The organism is Methylocystis sp. (assembly GCF_021731785.1).
Taxonomy (GTDB): Bacteria; Pseudomonadota; Alphaproteobacteria; order Rhizobiales; family Beijerinckiaceae; genus Methylocystis.
Genome location: NZ_JAKFWS010000039.1, coordinates 1 through 20581 on the forward strand (window position 1 = coordinate 1; position 20581 = coordinate 20581).

The following is a 20581-nucleotide window of genomic DNA, read 5'->3' on the forward strand; positions in this document are numbered from 1 at the left end:
CCCCACCCCTCCCCCGCTGTCGCGGGAGAGGGAGCAGATTCGGCCTTTCCTTCCTGCTAGCTCGCTTTCCGCGTCATGGCCGGGCTTGTCCCGGCCAACCACGCGTGAGTCCCAACGGCGTGTATGCCCGCGACAAGCGCGGGCATGACGGATGGTCCATCAACCGTGTAGCCGCCTCTGCTTTGCTTTGCGCTGCGTTATTCGTCTCGCCCGCGCATGCCTACAAGGCATACGTCAGCAACGAAAAGGGCAATTCCATCACCGTCATCGACACGGACAAGCTCGAAGCGACGGCGACTGTGAAAGTCGGCCGGCGCCCGCGCGGCATCGCGCTCAACAAGGGCGGCTCTGAGCTCTACATCTGCGCCGGCGACGACGACGCCATCCAGGTGCTGGACACCAAGACGCTTAAAGTCATCGGCAAGCTGCCGTCCGGCCCCGATCCCGAGCTTCTGGCGCTCAGTCCTGATGGCGCGATCATCTATGTCTCGAACGAGAACGACAATCTCGTCACGCTCATTGACGTGAAGAAAAAGGAGATGATCGGCGACATTCCCGTCGGCGTGGAACCAGAGGGCATGGCCGTCAGCCCTGACGGCAAGCTTCTCGTCAACACCTCGGAGACGACGAATATGGCGCATCTCATCGACACGCAGTCGAAAGAGATCGTCGCGAATATTCTCGTCGACGGCCGTCCGCGTTTCGCCGAGTTCAAGAAGGACGGGTCGGAGCTCTGGGTTTCGTCGGAAGTCGGAGGGACGGTCGCCGTCATCGACCCTTCGAAACGCGAACTGAAACAGAAGATCAGCTTCGACATTCCGGCAATGTCGAAGGAAGCGATCCAGCCGATCGGCATTTCATTCACGCGTGACGGAAAGCGCGCCTTCGTTGCGCTGGGGCCAGCCAATCGCGTCGCGGTGATCGACGCCGAGACGAAAAAGATCGAGAAATATCTCCTCGTCGGCCAGCGCGTCTGGCACCTCGCTTTCACGCCCGATGAAAAATATCTGCTCACCGCCAATGGCGTCTCCAACGACGTATCGGTGATCGACGTCGCCTCGCTCAAAGTGCTGAAGTCGATTCCGGTCGGTGCCTTTCCGTGGGGCGTCATCGTGGCGCCGCAATGAGAACGAATCTTCGCGCCTGTCATTCCCGACGCGCGAAGCGCGATCCGGAATGCGGGGCCGCGATCGGCGCTGTTGGCCGCGGCTCTGGATTCCCGGTCATTCGCTTCGCGAATGCCGGGAATGACAACCGTGTCGGAGCGCCGCAATGACCGATGCGCTCGCGATCAGAAACCTCAGCCATTCTTACGGCGCGCGCCGAGCGCTTGACGACGTCAGCTTTTGCGTTCGGCCGGGCAGTTTCACCGTGCTTCTCGGCCTCAACGGCGCCGGCAAAAGCACGCTGTTCTCGCTCGTCACGCGGCTCTATGCGGCGCGCCACGGCGAAATCGAGATCTTCGGCCATAATGTGATGTGCGAGCCCGGCGCCGCCCTGCGCCAGCTTGGCGTGGTTTTTCAGGCGCGCACGCTCGACCTCGAACTCAGCGTGATGCAAAATCTCCTCTACCACGCCGCCTTGCACGGGATTGGTCCGATCGAGGCGCGTCGTCTCGGTCAAGCGGCGCTGGCGCGCGCGGGCCTTGCAGAACGCGCGCATGACAAGGCGCGCTCCCTTTCGGGAGGGCAGATGCGCCGCGTCGAAATTGCTCGCGCGCTGCTGCACGATCCGCAGCTGCTGCTTCTCGACGAGCCGACGGTCGGACTGGACATCAAAGCGCGCGCCGATCTCCTCGCGCTCGTTCGCGGCCTGGTGCGCGACCGGGGTTTAGGCGTTCTCTGGACCACGCATCTTATCGACGAGATCGTCGACGACGATCAGGTGGTCATTCTGCATCACGGCAAGGCGCTCGCGACCGACACAGCGCACGCGATCGTCGCGGCGCAAGGCGCAGCGACAATCGGCGAGGCGTTCGCGCGTCTGACCGGAGTCGATCAGGAGAAGCTGTCGGCATGAGCGAAGTTGCTGCGTCGAGAGGCTTCACCCTTCGCCAATATTTCATCTGTCTTTCGGGCGTCGTCTGGCGCGAGGGTCTGCGCTTTCTGCATCAGCGCGAACGCTTCGTCTCGGCGCTGGTGCGCCCGCTCGTATGGCTCTTCATCTTCGCGGCGGGCTTCCGGCAGGTGCTCGGCGTTTCGATCATCCCGCCTTACGAAACCTACGTGCTCTATGAGGTGTATATCGCGCCGGGGCTGATGGCGATGATCCAGCTGTTCAACGGCATGCAGTCCTCGCTCTCGATGGTCTACGACCGCGAGATGGGCAATATGCGCACGCTGCTCATCTCGCCCTTTCCGCGCTGGTTTTTGCTTGGCTCCAAACTTTTGGCGGGCGTCTCAGTTTCGATCCTACAGGTCTACGCCTTCCTGCTCATCGCCTATTTCTGGGAGATCGAGCCGCCGACCAAATGGGGCTATCTGACGGTGCTGCCGGCGCTCGCGCTCAGCGGGCTCATGCTCGGCGCGCTCGGCATGCTGCTCTCCTCGCTGATCAAACAGCTCGAAAATTTCGCCGGGGTGATGAACTTCGTGATCTTTCCGATGTTCTTTGCATCGTCCGCGCTCTATCCGCTGTGGCGCGTGAAGGAGTCGAGCCCCTGGCTCTATTACGTCTGCGAAATCAATCCGTTCACCCATGCGGTGGAACTGATCCGCTTCGCCTTTTATGAAAAAGTCGAGTGGACCTCGCTTGCCATTGTCTTCGCCTATACGAGCGTCTTCCTCACCGCGGCGATCCTTGCCTATGATCCAGCGCGCGGCATGCTAATGCGCAGGGGCGGCTGAACGGCGCTGGCGCCGTCGGCGTCAGCGATAATGGTAGCGCTGCTTTTCGCGGCGATGCGCGCGACCTTCAGGACAATTGCCATAGCAGTCCCAGCGACCGTGCTTCGCGCCATGCTTGAACCACTCGGCCTGTCCTTCGGTCCAAGGGCTCGCCGTGACGGGATGCGGAGAGAGGACCATCGCCAGAAAGATTGTCATCGCAGCCAATCTCAACATCGCGCCCCTCCGTTTCCGTCGCACGCCTACTTCTTCGCGTCCTTCTTGGCGTTCTCGGCTGCGAGCTCTTCGGCGACCCCCGGCGGCAGTTTAACGCCCGACGCGAGTTGCGCGCCGAGCGCGATCGCCCGCGCCTCCGTCAATCTCAACGCGCAATAGCCGAAATCCGGCTCGCGCGCGTAGGAGCGGCACACTTCCTCGCGCCAGGAGGAGAAGCCCGCCTGTTCCTTAACGAGGTAGTTGCGGATCGGCTTTTCCTTCTTGTTGCGGTCGTAGAGCTCGCGAAAAGTATTGCGAACGGTCTTTTCCACGCGCGCACGGGCGCCGAGCATTTCTTCGCCCTTCTTGGGATCGATTTCATCCACGCCCATCCCCCAAAGCCCTTCGGGATCGGCGCGGCACCCCGCCTCCTTCAGTTCACAGGCCCTGCCCTCGTTGGTGACAAGGATCGCGCCGTCGAGAACGCTGAAGGTAAATGGGCAGGCGGGAAACGCGATCTGATAGCGACGCAGTCCAGTGTCGCTCTCGCGCGCCGCGAGTTTTAGAGGCGCGCCGGCGACCTCGACTCGGCAGGATTCGCCGGAACGACGCAAATCATCCCCGACAAGCGTGAGTTTTGCGACCTGCAGCTCGGCGCCTGCCCGGGAGAATTCAATGGCGCTTCCCACGCCGTCGCGCTTGAGCGCTTTTCCGACGATCGCGTCTTCGGCGGGCGCCTTGGGCATGATCGCAGGCCCTGCGGCCGCGCCCATCTCGCCGCCGACGGCTTTTTTCTTCGCCGCGCCGGCGACCGTCCCCTCAGGGGTGGGAGCCACCGCTCCGGGGAGCACGAGCTGAGCTTTCGCAGAGGCTACTGCGACCGCGACTAACGCCGCTGCGCCGAATATGCACGCGCGGCGCGCGGCCAGAGTTCGAAACCCCGATCTAAACATGGCGATCGCCATCCCCCGGCCGCAGCCCGGCCTCTGCCCTTGCGGCGAGGCGCGCGCTATCGAGGCGCGAGCACCATCACCATCTGCCGTCCTTCCATGGACGGTTCGAGTTCGACCTTGGCCAGCGTGGCCGTTTCCGCCTTCACGCGCGACAGAAGCCGATAACCGATGTCCTGATGCGCGATTTCGCGGCCGCGAAAGCGAAGGGTGACCTTCACCTTGTCGCCTTCCTCGAAGAAGCGGCGCACCGCTTTCATTTTCACGTCATAGTCATGGTCGTCGATGCCGGGACGAAGCTTGATTTCCTTAACCTCGACGACCTTCTGCTTTTTGCGCGCCTCGGCGGCCTTCTTCTGCTCGGCGAAGCGAAAACGCCCGTAATCAAGAATTTTGCAGACGGGGGGTGTGGAATTGGGCGCAATCTCGACGAGATCCAGCGCCGTCGCCTCGGCCATGGCGAGCGCCTCCGGCAATTGGACGACGCCGTGATTTTTCCCCTCGGAATCGATTAGCTGCACTTCTCGCGCGCGAATTTCCCGATTGATGCGCGGCCCTTCCTTCTGGGGGGCTGCGACGCTCTTCATTGGACGGCGAATGGATCATCTCCTTCTCTTGGCCAAAAGCCGGCCGCAGAGCCATAGGCGCAAAACAGCGACCGCCGAACGCTTGGTCCGGGACCATGGAGAGAGATTCCCACGCCAGCGCGCCAAGTCAACCGTTCGAGGCTCCTCGAGGCCGCTTTTTGCGCTAGAAGCGTCGAATATTCTCCACAAAATCCAAAATCAGCGCGTTAACCTTTTCCGGCGCGTCTTCCGGCGTCCAATGCGACACGCCTGCGAGCCGCTCGATCCGAAGTCCGCGCACATAGCGCTCCGTGCCGTTCAGACAGGATTCGCCGAGCGCTGCGTCGCGAAGTCCCCAGACGACAAGCGTGGGCGCGTCTATCGGCGAATCGAGGTTCTCCGCCTCGAGAATGTCGAGCCCCGCCGCGCGATACCAATTGAGCATCGCCGTCGCGGCGCCGGGGGACGCGACATTGGCGCGATAGATCTCCATCTCGTCTTTCGAGAAGACGCCGTCGCGGCCCGCCGACCACCGCATCAGCCGCTCAGTGAAAGCCCCGCCGCGGGCGGACAAAAGCCGGTCAGGCAGCCAAGGCAACTGAAAGAACCCGGCATAGGCGGATTTAAACTTCTGTCGCCATTCCTGTTCGAGCGCCTGTCGAAAGCACAAAGGGTGCGGAATATTCAAAACGACGAGCGCGTCGATCGGGCGCAGTTTGCGGATGGCGACGACCCAGGCGATGAAGCCGCCCCAATCATGGCCGATGAGCGCGACCGAAGTAGGACGCGCGGCGTCTATCAATCCTGCGACGTCGCCCGTCAGCGCCTCAAGCGAATAGGCTTCCTTTGCGAGCGGCCGCGTCGTCGCGCCATAGCCGCGCTGATTCGCCGCCCAGACCCGATATCCCGCTGCGACGAGCGGCCCGACGAGATGGCGCCACATGACGGCGTGCTGGGGAAAACCGTGCAGGAGCAGCGCAAGACGATCGCCGGCGCCCGCCTCAAAAACCTCGAATTCAATTCCGTTGGCTGGAACGACGATGCGACGCGCGCCGAGAAGGCTCGCCGCGGCCGCCGACCTCACACCTGTCCTGCTAACGCGGGGCAACTCGGACAGGGCGCGCCGCCTGCCATCGCCGCGCAGCTCTCCGCAGCCTCGCCGCCTGCAGCAGGCCGGGCGATGAGCGACAATTGGCGCTCGACATGGGCGCCGCCGCAAGCGGGACACTCGGGCGTTTCGTCAAAACGCGACAGAGTCTCGAACTCATGCGCGCAATCGTTGCAGCGATAGGCGAAAAGCGGCATTAGCCCTCTCTGGCGGCTCAAACGGATGGCGAGGCGATTTTACCGGTCCGCGCGCGTGGCGCAAGCGCGTGGGGACAGGCCAACTGTCCCGCCCCGCTTCAAAACGACGCGCTAGATTCCAAGCATCGATTCGCATCAGGGAAATTCGGATGACCTACGGCGCGCCGCTTGACGACATTCTCTTCGCGCTCCGCCTCGCGGCCGGCGAGGGCGCGATCGCGGCGGGCGAGACATACGGCGACCTCGCCGGCGGCGTCGCCGAACAGACTTTGACCGAGGCGGCGAGATTCGCCGAAGAGGTTCTGCTGCCGCTCGACAGGATCGGCGATCGCGTCGGCGCGACATACGCCAATGGCGCCGTCACGACGCCGCCCGGCTGGCGTGAGGCCTATGCACAATGGAAGGACGGCGGCTGGAACGCCATCGCGGCTGCGCAGGACTTTGGCGGTCTCGACCTCCCCGCCCTACTCAACGCCGGCTGCACGGAAATTTGGAACGCCGCCAATATGGCTTTCGCCGTCTGCCCGCTGCTCGGCCATGGCGCGATCGAGGCGATGGAGGCGCATGCCGGCGACGCGCTGAAAGAGACCTATCTGCGCAAGATCGTCAGCGGCGAATGGACGGCGACGATGAATCTGAGTGAGCCCGGCGCGGGATCCGATCTCGGATTGATGCGCACGAGAGCGGAACGCGCCGACGACGGTTCCTACCGCCTCTTCGGCCAAAAGATTTTCATTACCTATGGCGAGCATGATCTTGCTCCCAATATCGTGCATCTCGTGCTCGCGCGTCTTCCCGACGCGCCCGCCGGCACGCGCGGCATTTCGCTGTTTCTTGCGCCGAAATTTCTGCCGGACGAAGCAGGCGCGTTCACGCGGCGCAACGATGTGCGTTGCGCCGGGATCGAGCACAAGCTCGGAATCCACGGCTCGCCGACCTGCACGATGATCTACGGCGACGAAGGCGGAGCCGTCGCTTTTCTCATCGGCGAGGAGAACAAAGGCCTCGCCTGCATGTTCACGATGATGAACAACGCCCGCCTGTCGGTGGGGCTGCAAGGCGTGGCGCTCGCCGAGCGCGCGACGCAGATGGCGCTTCAATATGCGCACGAGCGCAAACAGGGACGCGCGCCGGGCGCCAAGGAGACGAGCGCGATCATCGAACATCCCGATGTCGCGCGCATGTTGTTGACCATGGCGAGTTCAACGGCAGCCGCACGCGCAATTTGCTATGAGACGGCCGCCGCGATCGACCGCGCGCAACGCGAGCGCGATCCGGCGCGCGCAGCGGCGGCGCATGAGCGTGCTTCTCTACTGACGCCCGTCGCCAAGGCTTTTTCGACGGATATCGCCAATGAGACGACGTCGCTCGCCATCCAGGTCTTCGGCGGCATGGGCTATATCGAAGAGACCGGCGTCGCCCAGCTCATGCGCGACGCGCGCATCTGCGCGATCTATGAGGGCACGAACGGCATTCAAGCGATCGATCTCGTCACGCGCAAAATTCGCGGCGGCGACGGCGCGGCGCTCGCGAGAGAGATCGAGGACATGCGCACGATCGCGCGCGACGCCGAATTCTCGCAGCAGGCGTTGCAGGATTCCGTCGAGGCGCTGGCGCAAGCGAACGAATTTCTGACGAAAGCCGAGGTTGCTGACGCGCTCGCCGGCGCGACGCCCTATCTGCGCCTTTTCGCGCTGGCGCGCGGCGCGACCTTGCTGATGAAGGGCGCCAAGGCCGCGGCGCGCGAGAAACATCCCGGCGCGCCGCGCTACGCAGCGCTCGCCCGCTTCTTCGCCGAAAATAACGCCGTCGCCGCGCCCGGTCTGGCTAAGACGGTGATCGAAGGCGGCGCATCAGTGAACGAGTCGCCTGCGGCGCTCAATGAATAGTGATTGCTCCGCTCCGCTGGCAGTCGCGCGACGATCCAACTGCGTCATGGCCGGCCTTGCGCCGGCCATCCACGCCAGGAAGTTGCGGAACAATTTCGTGGATGGCCGCGACAAGCGCGGCCATGACGCGCGGGAGATCGTTAGGCGCCGATAAACTCCCACAGGGCCTGCTGCTGCGCGTCGCTCATATGAAGTCCGAGCTTCGAGCGGCGCCAGAGAATGTCGTCCGCCGTGCACGCCCATTCCTTTTCGCGCAAATAAGCGATCTCTGCTTCGGTCAGTCCGCAGCCGAAGTTGCGGCCGAGGTCGCTCAAGCTCCGCGCATCCTTCAAAATCTCGAAGATGCGCGTTCCGTTGGCGCGCGCGAGGCGCAGCGCCAGTTCGTCGCCAAGAAAAGGCTTGTCGCGCGTAAGATCGTCGAGAAAGCGGTCGAAGCCGTGCGGCATGTCGCCGCCGGGAAAGACGGCGCTCGCCGTCCAGGCCGCGCCGTGCGCGGGAAGAAAGCGCGCGAGCTGATCAAGCGCATGTTCGGCGAGCCGGCGCGCGGTCGTGATCTTGCCGCCAAAAATCGACAGCGACGGCGACGCAGCTTCCGGCGCATCGAGATCGAAGGCGTAGTCGCGGGTCACAACCGACGCTTTGAGCGCGCCGTCGTCATAGAGCGGCCGCAGGCCGGCGTAGCTCCATACGATGTCATCGCGCGTCGCCGGTTCCCGCAAGAAATGATTCAGCGAATTGAGAAGATACTCCGTCTCGACGTCGCTGATCGCAACGGCGCCGGGGGCGCCGCCATAGGATACGTCGGTTGTGCCAACGAGCGTGAACTCCTGCTCATAGGGAATCGCAAAAACGATGCGGCCGTCGGGGTTTTGCAAGATGTAAGCTTGCGGACCTTCGAAAAGCTTGCGCAGGACGAGATGCGATCCTTTCACCAGCCGTACATGTTTGCGCGAAGGAATGTGCAGCGCGTCTTCGAGCACCTCAGACACCCACGGGCCGGCGGCGTTGACCAGTACGCGCGCCTCGATCGCCTCGCCGCCCGCAAGCGTCGCCCGCCAGCGGTCGCCCTGACGCGCGGCGTGAACGAGCCTTGCGCCGACGGTGATCGTCGCGCCGCGCTCCGCCGCGTCGCGCGCGTTCAACACGACAAGGCGTGAGTCGTCCACCCAGCAATCGGCGTAAGTGAAGCCGACGCGGTAAGCGTCGCGCAACGGCGCGCCGAGCGCGTCGCCGGCGAGCCTCACCATATGCGAGCCTTCGAGACGCTTGCGGCGCGCAAGATGATCGTAAAGAAAGAGCCCGAGCCGCAGCAGCCAGACCGGTCGCAGCCCCTTCTCATAGGGCAACACGAATTTTAGCGGCCAGATGACATGCGGTGCCGCGGCCAGTAGCAGTTCGCGCTCGGCGAGCGCCTCTTGCACGAGGCGAAACTCATAGAGTTCGAGATAGCGCAGGCCGCCGTGGATGAGCTTGGTCGAGGCGGACGACGTCCCTTGCGCGAGATCGCCCTGCTCGACGAGCCTGACCGACAATCCTCGCCCGGCGGCGTCGCGGGCGATGGCGCAGCCGTTGATCCCGCCGCCAACGATGAGAAGATCGTAGATCATGGCCGCCCCCTCGATTCGAAGCGGCCATGACTATAGCGTTATCCCTGCGGACGGCCCGCCTGCTTGTGACGGGCGCCGCCATTTGCGGGGCGCTTCTGGCCATTCGGGGCGCCCGGTCGCTTTGCCGCGGGACGCTGCCCGTCGCGCCGCGGATGCTGTGCGCCGTTTCGATGCGGCGCCGGCGGCTTTGGCCCCCTGGGCGCCTGGCGCGTCGGCTCGGCGTCATCGTGGCGCGCGCTTTCGGCGCGTCGGTCCGTGAATTCAAGCGTCTGACGCGTCAGCTTCTCGATCGCGCGCAGCAGCGGCCGCTCGCCATTGTCGCAGAGCGAAATCGCCCTTCCGGTCGCTCCGGCTCGCGCGGTGCGGCCGATGCGATGCACATAGGCTTCGGCGACTTCGGGCAATTCGAAATTGACGACATGCGTCACGCCGTCGACGTCGATGCCGCGCGCGGCGATGTCGGTCGCGACCAGCACCCGCGTGCGGCCCTTGCGAAAGCCGTCGAGCGCGCGCAGACGCTGGCTCTGGCTCTTGTTGCCGTGGATCGCGTCGGCGCCGACGCCGGCGCTCTCAAGGTGCTGCGCGACGCGATCGGCGCCACGCTTGGTGCGCGTGAACACGATCGCGCGCGCGATATCGCGGTCGCCCATCAACTCCACGAGCAAGTCCCGCTTGGCGCCGCTCGAGACGAGATAAACGTGCTGTTCGACGCGCTCGGCGGTGGTCGCCGCCGGCGTCACCGACACTTTCACCGGGTCGCGCAGCATATCGTCGGCGAGCGCCGCGATTTCGCGCGGCATGGTCGCCGAGAACAGCAATGTCTGGCGCTGCTTGGGCAATTTCGCGACGATCTGGCGGATCGGGATGATGAAGCCGAGATCAAGCATATGGTCGGCTTCGTCGAGCACCAGCACTTCGGTCGTCGCGAGCCGCAGGCGACCGCTGCCGAGATGGTCGAGCAGACGTCCCGGCGTCGCCACCAGCACGTCGAGGCCGCGCGCCAACATGTCGTTTTGCGGACGATGCGACACGCCGCCGACGATGACGCCGACGCTCGGGCGAAAGAACTGCCCATAGGCGCGGAAACTATCGGCGATCTGCGCGGCGAGTTCGCGCGTCGGCGCGAGAATGAGCGCGCGCGCCGTATTGGGGGCCGGCCGCCGGCGATCCGCAAGGAGTCGCTGCAGGATCGGCAGCGCGAACGCCGCCGTCTTGCCGGTGCCGGTCTGGGCCACGCCGAGCAGATCGCGTCCCTGCAGAAGCGCGGGAACGGCCTGTGCCTGGACCGGCGTAGGAATTTCATAGCCTTCATGCGCAAGCGCGCGCAGCAGGATCTCGTTCAAGCCGAGATCGGAGAATGTGGTCACTTCTTTGTTGCTTTCAGTTGTCGATTCGAGCCCCGAGGACCGGCGCGTAAAGAACGCCGGTTGGCTCTTGGCCAAAAAAGGAGATCGGGCCCCGCGTAACGGACCGTCGATATTGGAAAAGGGGGCGCTCGACAGCTCGTCGACGGCAACGTCGACCATACGCGGCTGGAGCGCCTCATGCTGCGGCGCAGCGCAGCCTTCATACAGGAGCTGCGCGGCAGGGTCAATGCGAAGCAACAAGGCGAGCAGGAAAGTGGGTTGAAGCGCAACCATCCCTCGCCCTCATCCTGAGGAGGCGGCGGAGCCGCCGTCTCGAAGGACGAGGGCGAGTTTCAGTAGCCGCTCGAAGGTTTCCTCGTCCTTCGAGACGCCGACGCCGATCTCGGGTTTGCCCGAAATCGGCGCGGGCTCCTCAGGATGAGGAAACCTTCACCCGATATCGTAGCAGAGCGCAGATTTTCGTTGGACGCGACAACCCTCGTTCGCTCGCCTATAAGCCGGCGCACGTACCCGCCAAAGGGATGCGAGCTCATGAACGCAATTGCAAATTTCGACGGCGCGGAAATTCTCAACACCTTTGTGTCGCTGCTCGTGGCGTTCGTTCTCGGGACCGCAATCGGCGCGGAGCGCCAATATCGGCAGCGCACCGCCGGATTGCGCATCAACGCCCTGGTGGCGCTCGGCGCGTCCGCTTTCGTCGACCTCGGCATGCGGCTCATGGGCAATCAGGGCGCGACGCAGGTGCTGGCCTATGTGGCGTCAGGCGTTGGCTTTCTCGGCGCCGGCGTCATCATCAAGGAAGGCATGAATATCCGCGGACTGAGCACCGCAGCGACCGTTTGGTGCTCGGCGGTGACGGGCGGCTTCGCCGGCGCCGACCGCCCCGCGGAAGCCCTCTTGCTGGCGGGCTTCGTGCTCGCCGGCAACACGGTGCTTCGACCGCTCGTGCGTCTGATTGAACGTGCGCCGATCGACGAATCCGCGACCGAAGCGGTCTATGAGGTCCGCGTCGCCGCGAGCAGCGTCCGACGCGACGCCATTCGGGATACGATGATCGAGCGGCTTGAGGCCGCCTCCTACCCGATCCAGGACGTCGCCGAGAATGAGCGCGAGGACGACGTCGAGATCGTCGCGACCCTCGCGACGTCCAGCGCGACGGGCAAACAGCTCGACGCCGTCGTCGACTCGCTCGCCTCGCTCGACGGCGTCTCGCATGCGACATGGTCGTCACGCACGAGCGATTGAGGGGGCGGCGGGAGGGTGACCCGCCATCGCGTCGTAGTTTGCGATTTGAAATCCGGATTGCGACCACACCGGACCTTCGTCGGTCCTTATTCTGGCGGCGCGTCGACTCGGCGTCTTCTAGTGAAGCAGTCCCACGGCCCCACCATCGGCGCTCGCCTTGTTGTCGCTGTCGCGGCGGCAGATTGTAAGCAGGCGCTCTCGCAGCCACATATGGGCGCGATCCTTCTCGTGGCGTGGATGCCAGAGCATCCTCAACTCATAGCGCGGCAGGTCGATCGGGATCGGCAGGATTTTGAGCGGAGCGAGCTCTACGAACTTATCGGCCATCCTCCGAGGCAGACAGAGCAGCAAGTCCGTCTTCTCGAGAATCCAAGGCGTCGTCAGGAAATTCGGTAGGATGAAAGATATGTTTCTATGCAGTCCCAGCTTCGCGAGACAGTCGTCGATGAGGCCCGTCCCCGCTTCCCGCCAAGTTATCAGAATATGCTTGCATTCCAGAAATTGCGCCAAGGTGATTTCATCGCCCGGAACCGCGGGGTTGCACTGCCTTGTGAGGCACACAATGCTCTCTGCCATCAACGTATCCGAGCAGATATGCGGCGTGCTGCCGAAGATTGCGTCGAAGCCGATCGCCACATCGATATTGTCCTCCTCAAGCGCAAGGTGAGGCGACCCGATAATGGGCTGGCGAATTTGCACCTCAATGTTGGGAGCGATGCGGATGATCGACTCGGCGAGCTTCGGCAGCACGGCGAAGGCGACGTAATCGCTTGTGGAAATCACGAAACGCCGGCGGCTTGTCGCCGGATCGAACTCCGGCGGCGACTCGACGATCCTTTCGATCTCCCGGAGCACCGCGACCGTCGGCTCCAGTAGCGCAAGCGCGCGCGCCGTCGGAACCATGCCCGACGCCGATTTCACGAGTATCGGATCGTCGAGTTGATTGCGCAGCCTGCTCAAGACATGGCTCATCGCGGGCTGGCTCAGGCACAGCCTTTCAGCGGCGCGCGACACGTTCTTCTCTTGGAGAAGAGCCTTGAGCGCCAGCAACAGATTGAGGTCGAAAGACCTGAGATTGACCATCCTGTCGCCACCCTTTGTGAACGATGTCCACGGTTCCGAGCCCAATCGAACCAAACATCCTTTAGCGGTTTAATTCCTTGAATGAGTTTATTAGATTTTCGAATTTTACTGCGTCGGTCCCACTCGATAAAGCTTTCGCGGGCTTGGCTCGAGCCGGAACAAGATCCAAGAATGAACGTCGCCAAGCGTCCGAACTTCGGCGCCACGGAGCGAGCGGCACGAGCTTCTAAGAAAGCCGAGGAGGACCGCCATGTCCGTCAATGTACCCGCAGACCGTCCGCCGATCGATCCGCATCCGCTCAGCCCTTACGTCGCATGGGCAGGGGATCGAAACCGGGATCCCATCCTGAGAATGTTCAAGGAGATTTTTCCGAAAAGCGGCAATGTGCTCGAACTTGCGAGCGGCGCCGGCAACCACATAAATTATTTCGCGCCGCATTTCCCGAACCTGTCGTTCCAGCCCTCCGACTATAACGTCGAAGTGTTCGACGCCATCAAAAAGAAACGCGCCGAAGCTGGCGGCAGGAATATCTTCGATCCCGTCAAGATCGATCTGACTGCGCCCGAGACCTGGCCCAGCGCCAGCGATCGGCTCTACGACGTCATTTTCGTCGTGAACCTCTTTCAGGTCGCGCCCGTGTCGATCTGCGACGGCATCGCTCAAGTCGCTGACCGCGTGTTGACCGAGGATGGTTTCGTCGCGATCTACGGGCCCTTCAAGGTTGATGGCAGTTATACGACCGAGTCGAACGCCGCCTTCGATCAGGAAATCCTCGCCCCTAAAATCGCCGAATGGGGTCTTAAGGACGTGCGCGACCTCGAGCGCGCCGCCAACGCGCACAATGTCGCGCTTAAAAAGATCGTGGACATGCCAGCGAACAACTTCATTCTTCTCTTTGGACGCGCATGAGGGCGACCAGGAGAGTTGAGGCGCTATGGCACAAGAGGGGACGGTGAATAGCGGCGTCGCACTCGTGGTTGGCGTTGGCGCCGAGACAGGTCTCGGCGCCGCGCTGGCGCGGCGGTTCGCGCGAGAAGGGCTCCGCGTCACGATCGCGGGCCGCACGCCGGAGCGGCTGCGGGTCGTTGCCGAGCAGATTGCCGCGACGGGCGGCGCGGTCGCGATCAAACCCGCCGACGCCACGCGCGAAGCCGATGTCGCCGCCCTCTTCGAGGAAGCGGACCGCGACGGCGACCTGAAGCTTGTCGCCTACAATGTGGGGAACAATTTCGCGGCTTCCGCTCAGGACACGACGCCGGAGCTCTTCGAGCGCCTCTGGCGACAAAACGCCCTCGGCGGCTTCATTGTCGGGCGCGAGGCCGCCCGTCGCTTCGCCGAACGCGGGCAAGGCACGATCCTTTTCACCGGCGCAACCGCGTCCTTGCGCGCGCGCCCGCCGTTTCTTGCCTTCGCCGCCGCCAAAGCCGCCTTGCGCGCCGTCGCCCAGGGTCTCGCCCGCGAGTTTGGCTCCAAGGGCGTTCATGTCGTCCATATCGTCGTCGACGGCGTCATTGCCGGCGAATATGCGGCGACGAATTTCGCCGAATATGCGCGTTCCAAAGGCGCAGACGGCGTCCTTGCCGTGGACGATATCGCCGACGCCTTTTGGGCGGTGCACTGTCAGAAGCGCAGCGCCTGGACTCACGAAATGGACCTCAGGCCCTTCAAAGAGCCTTTTTAAGGGTCCGCAGATTACGGCCGCGGAGACAGCAGAAATGGCGACGCAAAAAAAGTGGCGCCTTGTCGGCGACTATCTTGAGAACTGCAATTGCGACATCGTGTGTCCCTGCCTGGTCTCGACCAAGGCGATGATGGCGACGCCGACGCAGGGTTGCTGTGACAATGTTCTGGCGTTTCACATCGACAAGGGGAATTACGGCGACGTCGCGCTGGATGGGCTGAACGTCGCGCTTGCGGCGCATACGCCGGGTCCCATGGCGGAGGGCGACTGGACGCTTGGCGCCTATATCGACGAGCGCGCGACCGGCGAGCAGACGAACGCTCTCGCAGCAATTTTCGGCGGCGATGAAGGCGGCCCGATGGCGGTCTTCGCGGCGCTCGTCGGGACGCATCTTGGCGTCAGGAAGGTTCCGATCGAGGGCAAATCGCGCTCAGTCGAAATCCCCGGCGTGCTGACCGTCGCCGTCGACCCGCTCGCGAGCATGCATCCGAGCGGCGAAATCTGGGGCATGACCGGGCATCCGCTCGCCCCGGAGAAAATCGCCTTCGGCATTGGGCGCGAGGGCAACGGCTTCAACGACCACGGATGGAACTGGAACAATTCGGGCCGCAACGGCCATTACGCGCCGATCGAATGGTCGAACTAGGGGGCGGCGCCGACGGCATGGAACAGACCCGTCCGGACCCGACCGCCGTTCACCGCAATGCGATCCTCGCCGCGCTGATCGCCTTGTCGATCGCGGCATGGTTCCTTCTGATCCGGCAGGGCGCGGCTTATGACGCCGACATCCGCATGGCGTCCCCGTCGATGGGTCTTGGCGCGCCAATCTTCCTGGCTGTCTGGCTGGCGATGACAATTGCGATGATGTTTCCGGCGGTCGCACCGATGGCGCTCACCTTCCACAAGGCGCAGAGCGCCCGGCGCAAACGGCGACAGGCGTTCGTGGAAACATGGGTCTTCCTTTCTGGCTATCTTGTCGTTTGGGTCGCTTCGGGCGTCGTCGCTTATGTCGGCGCGCTTGCCGCGGAGGCGATCGCGACGCGTCTCGATCTCTCGATGCAGACGTCGGCGCGCATCGGCGGTTTGACCCTCGTCGCCGCGGGGCTCTACCAGCTGACCCCGCTAAAGGATCTCTGCCTGACCAAGTGCCGCACGCCGATGAGCTTCATCATGACCTCCTGGCGCGAGGGAACACTCGGCGCCTTGCAGATGGGCGCGATCCATGGCGCCTGGTGCCTTGGCTGTTGCTGGCTGCTTTGCGCGATCATGTTTCCGCTCGGCATGATGAACGTCGCCGCGCTTGCGACAGTGACGGTCATCGTTTTCGCCGAGAAGACCCTGCCCTTGGGCGCCGCCGTGGCGCAGGGCCTGGGCGTCATCATCTTCGCCTATGGCCTGTTGATCATGATCCAACCTCAGGCGCTTCCGATCTTCCATGGATGACGGGGATTTCGCCGGCGGCGGCCGGCCGGTCGAAGCCGTGCTGCTTGCCGGCTTCGTGCTCGCCGGCAATAGTTTGCTGCGGCCGCTGGCACATTGGATCGAACGCGCGCCGATCGACAAAAGCGCGAGCGAGGCGGTCTATGAGGTCCGCGTCGCCGGAAGCGAAGCGCGCCGCGAGACGATCCGCAACCAGATGATCGAAAAGCTCGAAGCCGCGTCCCGAATGAATGATGTTCCGACGAAACGAATGCAAGCTACAGCTCGTCATTTGCGCGCAACCATTCGCAGAATGGGTCAGCGGCTTACCAGGGAGCTTCGGCGCGATACATAAGAGTTTTCGCCTAAGGCGGGGGGAGAGGAAAACTGTGGGGAGGAACCCATGCATAAATTCTTTGGAGTAGCGCTGGGCGCGTTGTTGATGTTTGGGTTGGGAGCGACCGCTCAGGCAGCCCCAGCGCCAAATTCTCAGCGCGGCGTAATCTCCAGCTCGGACCTTGTCCTCGCGGCTCAGAAGGAGCGTCAAGAGCGTCAGGGAGAACGTCAGGATACGCGTAGCGGGCGCCAGGGCGAGCGTGAACAACGTCGCGACGATCGTCGCTAAGTCGCCAAATTAGCGATTTTGTAGCCGAAAACGCCGCAGGGTGTTTCCGGCTACGTTTCTTTCTGACCGGAGGCTTTTGATCAAATTGATTTCGCTGTTGTCGATTGCGTTGAACGGTTCACAGGCCCGCCAACTTGCTTAAGAGCCTTTGGATTAGTTCAGCAATCGGATATTTGAATAAAAATAGAGGCGCCATCGGCAACAGCCCCGCTGCCAAAACGGCAACCAAGAGACGCGTGCTTACTGGAACCCAGCGCATCGTTCGTATGATGCCGACGCTACTGGCCAAATCGGCCAGCGATTGCAAATCAGGCGTGCCGAGCAAGGGCTCCGCCGGAGTAGGACCACCGTTCAGCCATTTCTTCTCAAAGTCGTTCACGTAACGGGCGGCGAACGACATATAGCGCCTTAATCCCTTCTCCTGGCATGCCCTCAGCTTGAAGGCGAAGATAGAGGGAGGCAGAAATATCAGCATCAATTCCAAGATAAGAGTTAGAACAAGTGCGGGATAGATCACCTCGAAGACCGTTTTGCCTGATGAAATTTCCTCGGCGAATGAGGCGGACACGACGGTCGAAATTGCCAGCACAAGTGCGGTAAAATGGGTTTGCACAACTTCGAGATATCCGAGCCCTGCAGCGCTATCAGGATGGGTGGGCACGAGATGGAGATCCAGTTTCGCCAAACGCCAGAGGAAGTGGCACCAGAGGGCGATTCGCCACATCCAGCGAAACAACAGGAATCGAAAAAGCGGCAAGCAAACGGTCCAATACCACAGACCGGCTAACGGGAGTTCACTCAAGGTTCGTGTTGAATCCAGCGCGGCCGTTTTTCCCGACATGTGCAACTGCGGCGCAAATAACGTCAGCAGCACAGCAGCCAGTAGGCACATCGCTTCCGGCAACCAAGCCTCTTTCCAACGGTCAATGCGGGCAATCTCGGATTCCAGAGCCGGCAGCGCATTGCTGGGCACCACCCCCGAACGCACGATTGTGCTGACAAAGCCACGAAAGTGGGGGTCCAACGACGATTCACACAAAAACAGCAGTGGAATGACCACGAGCAAGCGAACATTTCCCCCAATCGTGGAAAGGGAAAACAACCTGTCGCCAACACCCCCTATAAACGCCAACGCCAACAAGATTGACCACGCAGATAAACCGATCGCCAGACCCAAGGGAAAGGTATTCGTTTCTCCGCGGACGAGGCCCAAGCACCGCCCCAGCCGGTAAAGCGGGCCGCCATGCAGTGAGAATTTTGTAAGTCTTCCAAATGCTTCCATTAGCGACCGAACTCGCTACGACTGATGACCCTGCGCCGAGCGCCATTCGCGCCCGCGCATCCGCATCAATCTTATAACCTATGGCGAGGCGCGCGACGCTGAGAAACATCATGCCGTGCACAGCACGCCACCGCCTAAGCTGATCAGCCTCCCACAGCGTGGGTAACTTGTTAGATGCGAACGGTCGGTTTCTGGCGCCTTGCGGAATTCAGATCGATCCATTTCCGCCATTGACCCATCTTGCTCTTGACTCTTTTCCCGCTTAGCCTCTTGCGCGAGTGCCGGTCGATTCGTCGAGTCAGCTGTCGCGGACGCTGTCAAAGTTCGCGCTTTCGAGGGATCAGAACATGGATCGGGATACGCTCGGCGACATCGCGGAGTCCGCCCCATTGGCCCCTTTGGCCGGCGATGGCGTCGATGATCGCAGCTCTTCCGCCCCCGGAAAAAAAATGATTACCGCGCCGGCGCAACTCGTCGCTCAGGGCAAGCACCGCTTTTACGCGCTGGTGCTGCCGAGCAGGCTGCTCGCCGAAACCTGCATGGTCGAGCCGCGCGTCGAAAATCCGATCGAGGGTTTTCAGCGCCTGCTCGACGAAAAGCGCGCCAAATCGATCGCCAAATATATCGACGCGGGGTTCGGCACGGTTCCCGGCGCCGTGGTGCTGTCGGCGCAGTCGCGCGCCCATATGCATTATGACCGCGCCACTGGCGCGCTGACCTTCCGGCAGGACCCGCGCGCCTTTCTCATCATCGACGGGCAGCATCGCATCTTCGGCTTCAAGCTGGCGAAAGGCGCCGTCGACGTGCCGGTGGTGATCTACAACAAGCTGAAGCGTTCGGAAGAATGCCGCCTGTTCATGGACATCAACACCAAGCAGCGCCCGGTCCCCAACGAATTGCTGCTCGACATCCGCCGCCTGTCGGAAGTCGAAACGCAGGCCGACGCGCTGCTGCACGACGTCTTCGATCTCTTCCACAACCGCGAGGACAGCGCCTTGAAGGGCCTGCTCAGCCCGGCGGAGCGGCGCAAGGGCACGATTTCGCGCGTCACCTTCAACGCCGCGCTGCGCTCGATCAAGGGCGCCTTCGTCGATGCGCGCGCCGAGGAAGTTTACGCCGTGCTCAACGCCTATCTGCGCGCCTGCCGGCATGGTCTCGGACTGCACAACGCCGACGAGCAGATCGCCCATCCGGCGCTATTCAAGGCGCTCACGCTGCTCTTTACAAATGTCGCCGAGCGCGTCGCCGACCGCCATGGCGGAAAATACACGGTGGCGAATTTCGAGGACGTGCTCATTCCCTTCTTCAAGCGCTTGAAGAAATCCGATCTGCCGCGCGCCGGCATGAGCCATGTCCAGCTGCATGAGCATTACGGCAAGGCGCTAAGCGCCGGCTTCCTGATCAAACAATGGCTCTTCTCGTGAGGCGAATGGATCGACTTCCATTTCCACATCAAGAACGCTGCGCAGCGTGAGCCCATGCTCGGTCTTTTCCCAATGGAAGGGGCGTCGCCAAAGTTCGTAAACGGCGCGCCAGGCGGCAAGGCTCAGCATCGCCAGCCAAAACGGCAGATAGATCAGCGAAGCTCGTAACCGCGTCAGTTTCCGCCGGCGCATGCCGATGGCGAGCGGGAAAGCCAACGCGGTCGCGCCGGCGATCATCAGAAAGCACCACAACGTGCTTAACGCGATCTCAAGCGGCGACGCCGGCGCCAGCAGAGCGCCGAATATCGCGTCATAAGCCATTCGCGCCGCCAGGAACGGGCCGAGCAGAGGCCCAAACAGTCCGCCTGCGAACATCGCCAGCGTCGCGACGGCGCGGCGCGCGCCAAGATCGACGAACAGCCGCAGCGGCCGGCGGCAATGCACGACGAAGGTCTGCATCCAGCCCTTGAACCAGCGGGTGCGTTGTTTCACCAGCGCCGTGAAAGACCCCGGCGCCTCCTCGAAGGTTTGCGAGGCGAGCGTTCGCACCTCGAAGCCCGCGCGCGCCAGCCGCAGGCCGAGATCGGCGTCTTCGGTGACGTTGAACGCGTCCCAGAAGCCGATCTCGCGTAGCGCCTCGATGCGAAAATGCGGTATTATGTAGCTGATGCAAGTCGCGGAAATGGCGGCGACTCCGCCGATTTGCGACAATCGGCGGATGAGAGACACGGTCAAACGCGCCCGCACAGAAGCCTTTGAGCACGCCATTTCAGGCTTACTCGAAAAGCGCGTCCAGCTTTTCCATGAGGCCGAGCGCATTCGCGACCGTCTCGCGGAAATCAAAAACGATATCGGCGCTGTCGACCGCGTTTTATGCACATTGGGCTACAAAGGCGATCTAGACGCCGCCATGCCGCGCCAGAAGCGGCACGTGCTGTTCGGGCGCGGCGAGCTTACTCGCGCCATCTTATACCAACCCGCGTTGATTAGAACCGATAGGCCCATTCGCGCAGCCCGATGGACATTATGCGCCAGGGTTGTTCGACGAGGCTGTTCCACGCATCACAGCAGTGATCGACGATATCATCGTAGGATT

21 protein-coding genes are annotated in these 20581 nt (G+C 62.7%); 11 read left to right on the forward strand and 10 right to left on the reverse strand.

Annotated features, from left to right (window positions below):
* Nucleotides 1–158 precede the first annotated feature (158 nt).
* From QZ964_RS07740 to QZ964_RS07750, 3 genes are all read left to right on the forward strand, one after another.
* Nucleotides 159–1127 carry a YVTN family beta-propeller repeat protein gene (locus QZ964_RS07740; protein WP_292530751.1) on the forward strand — a complete coding sequence of 323 codons (969 nt, stop codon included), beginning with the start codon at nucleotides 159–161 and terminating at the stop codon, nucleotides 1125–1127.
* A 145-nt stretch (nucleotides 1128–1272) separates the two neighbouring features.
* The gene (locus QZ964_RS07745; RefSeq protein WP_292530710.1) at nucleotides 1273–2019 is read left to right on the forward strand and encodes an ATP-binding cassette domain-containing protein; all 747 of its coding nucleotides are present in this window, start codon (nucleotides 1273–1275) and stop codon (nucleotides 2017–2019) included.
* Nucleotides 2016–2846 carry an ABC transporter permease gene (locus QZ964_RS07750; protein ID WP_292530713.1) on the forward strand — a complete coding sequence of 277 codons (831 nt, stop codon included), beginning with the start codon at nucleotides 2016–2018 and terminating at the stop codon, nucleotides 2844–2846. Before QZ964_RS07745 ends, QZ964_RS07750 begins: the two co-directional genes overlap by 4 nt.
* A 21-nt stretch (nucleotides 2847–2867) precedes the next feature.
* Here the strand turns inward: QZ964_RS07750 and QZ964_RS07755 are convergent, their stop codons facing one another.
* The 5 genes from QZ964_RS07755 to QZ964_RS07775 form a co-directional block, all read right to left on the reverse strand.
* The gene (locus QZ964_RS07755) at nucleotides 2868–3062 is read right to left on the reverse strand and encodes a hypothetical protein (RefSeq protein ID WP_292530714.1); all 195 of its coding nucleotides are present in this window, start codon (nucleotides 3060–3062) and stop codon (nucleotides 2868–2870) included.
* A gap of 26 nt (nucleotides 3063–3088) precedes the next feature.
* Nucleotides 3089–3877, reverse strand: a complete 789-nt coding sequence (locus QZ964_RS07760; protein WP_292530716.1) for a hypothetical protein — start codon at nucleotides 3875–3877, stop codon at nucleotides 3089–3091.
* 173 nt (nucleotides 3878–4050) lie between these two features.
* Entirely contained in the window at nucleotides 4051–4578 is a 528-nt protein-coding gene (gene infC / locus QZ964_RS07765; protein ID WP_292530718.1) for a translation initiation factor IF-3, read from the reverse strand.
* Between the two features lie 163 nt (nucleotides 4579–4741).
* Nucleotides 4742–5641, reverse strand: a complete 900-nt coding sequence (locus tag QZ964_RS07770) for an alpha/beta fold hydrolase (RefSeq protein ID WP_292530721.1) — start codon at nucleotides 5639–5641, stop codon at nucleotides 4742–4744.
* Nucleotides 5638–5862 (reverse strand): zinc ribbon domain-containing protein, encoded by a 225-nt coding sequence (locus QZ964_RS07775; protein ID WP_292530723.1) that lies wholly within the window; start codon nucleotides 5860–5862, stop codon nucleotides 5638–5640. Before QZ964_RS07775 ends, QZ964_RS07770 begins: the two co-directional genes overlap by 4 nt.
* Nucleotides 5863–6011: 149 nt before the next feature.
* Here QZ964_RS07775 and QZ964_RS07780 point away from each other — a divergent pair, with 149 nt between their 5' ends.
* Nucleotides 6012–7751, forward strand: coding sequence for an acyl-CoA dehydrogenase (locus QZ964_RS07780; RefSeq protein ID WP_292530725.1), 1740 nt, complete (start codon nucleotides 6012–6014; stop codon nucleotides 7749–7751).
* A 140-nt stretch (nucleotides 7752–7891) separates the two neighbouring features.
* On the opposite strand, the gene glpD is transcribed toward QZ964_RS07780, so the two are convergent.
* Both glpD and QZ964_RS07790 read right to left on the reverse strand, forming a co-directional pair.
* Entirely contained in the window at nucleotides 7892–9358 is a 1467-nt protein-coding gene (glpD, locus tag QZ964_RS07785) for a glycerol-3-phosphate dehydrogenase (protein WP_292530728.1), read from the reverse strand.
* Nucleotides 9359–9396: 38 nt separating this feature from the next.
* The gene (locus QZ964_RS07790; RefSeq protein WP_292530753.1) at nucleotides 9397–10725 is read right to left on the reverse strand and encodes a DEAD/DEAH box helicase; all 1329 of its coding nucleotides are present in this window, start codon (nucleotides 10723–10725) and stop codon (nucleotides 9397–9399) included.
* 531 nt (nucleotides 10726–11256) lie between these two features.
* Here QZ964_RS07790 and QZ964_RS07795 point away from each other — a divergent pair.
* Nucleotides 11257–11970 carry an MgtC/SapB family protein gene (locus QZ964_RS07795; protein ID WP_292530731.1) on the forward strand — a complete coding sequence of 238 codons (714 nt, stop codon included), beginning with the start codon at nucleotides 11257–11259 and terminating at the stop codon, nucleotides 11968–11970.
* Nucleotides 11971–12087: 117 nt separating this feature from the next.
* Here the strand turns inward: QZ964_RS07795 and QZ964_RS07800 are convergent, their stop codons facing one another.
* Nucleotides 12088–13053, reverse strand: a complete 966-nt coding sequence (locus tag QZ964_RS07800; RefSeq protein WP_292530733.1) for a LysR family transcriptional regulator — start codon at nucleotides 13051–13053, stop codon at nucleotides 12088–12090.
* Between the two features lie 250 nt (nucleotides 13054–13303).
* On the opposite strand from QZ964_RS07800, the gene QZ964_RS07805 reads away from it, so the two are divergent.
* The 5 genes from QZ964_RS07805 to QZ964_RS07825 are packed head-to-tail and all read left to right on the forward strand — an operon-like array spanning nucleotide 13304 to nucleotide 16509.
* Nucleotides 13304–13963: a DUF938 domain-containing protein gene (locus QZ964_RS07805; protein ID WP_292530735.1), complete on the forward strand. Its 660-nt coding sequence runs from the start codon at nucleotides 13304–13306 to the stop codon at nucleotides 13961–13963.
* Nucleotides 13964–13988: 25 nt separating this feature from the next.
* On the forward strand, nucleotides 13989–14735 hold the full coding sequence (locus QZ964_RS07810) for an SDR family NAD(P)-dependent oxidoreductase (RefSeq protein ID WP_292530736.1): 747 nt from the start codon (nucleotides 13989–13991) through the stop codon (nucleotides 14733–14735).
* Nucleotides 14736–14769: 34 nt separating this feature from the next.
* Nucleotides 14770–15381, forward strand: coding sequence for a DUF1326 domain-containing protein (locus QZ964_RS07815; RefSeq protein WP_292530738.1), 612 nt, complete (start codon nucleotides 14770–14772; stop codon nucleotides 15379–15381).
* Nucleotides 15369–16178: a DUF2182 domain-containing protein gene (locus tag QZ964_RS07820; RefSeq protein WP_292530740.1), complete on the forward strand. Its 810-nt coding sequence runs from the start codon at nucleotides 15369–15371 to the stop codon at nucleotides 16176–16178. Before QZ964_RS07815 ends, QZ964_RS07820 begins: the two co-directional genes overlap by 13 nt.
* Nucleotides 16171–16509 (forward strand): hypothetical protein, encoded by a 339-nt coding sequence (locus QZ964_RS07825; protein ID WP_292530742.1) that lies wholly within the window; start codon nucleotides 16171–16173, stop codon nucleotides 16507–16509. Before QZ964_RS07820 ends, QZ964_RS07825 begins: the two co-directional genes overlap by 8 nt.
* 388 nt (nucleotides 16510–16897) lie before the next feature.
* Here QZ964_RS07825 and QZ964_RS07830 read toward each other — a convergent pair whose 3' ends face one another.
* Nucleotides 16898–18061, reverse strand: coding sequence for a hypothetical protein (locus tag QZ964_RS07830; RefSeq protein ID WP_292530745.1), 1164 nt, complete (start codon nucleotides 18059–18061; stop codon nucleotides 16898–16900).
* 347 nt (nucleotides 18062–18408) lie between these two features.
* Between QZ964_RS07830 and QZ964_RS07835 the strand changes: the two genes are divergently transcribed.
* Complete coding sequence (locus QZ964_RS07835) at nucleotides 18409–19485, forward strand: DGQHR domain-containing protein (RefSeq protein WP_292530747.1); 1077 nt, start codon at nucleotides 18409–18411, stop codon at nucleotides 19483–19485.
* Here QZ964_RS07835 and QZ964_RS07840 read toward each other — a convergent pair.
* Nucleotides 19444–20214 carry a glycosyltransferase gene (locus QZ964_RS07840; protein ID WP_292530749.1) on the reverse strand — a complete coding sequence of 257 codons (771 nt, stop codon included), beginning with the start codon at nucleotides 20212–20214 and terminating at the stop codon, nucleotides 19444–19446. The genes QZ964_RS07835 and QZ964_RS07840 overlap by 42 nt on opposite strands.
* Nucleotides 20215–20581 lie beyond the last annotated feature (367 nt).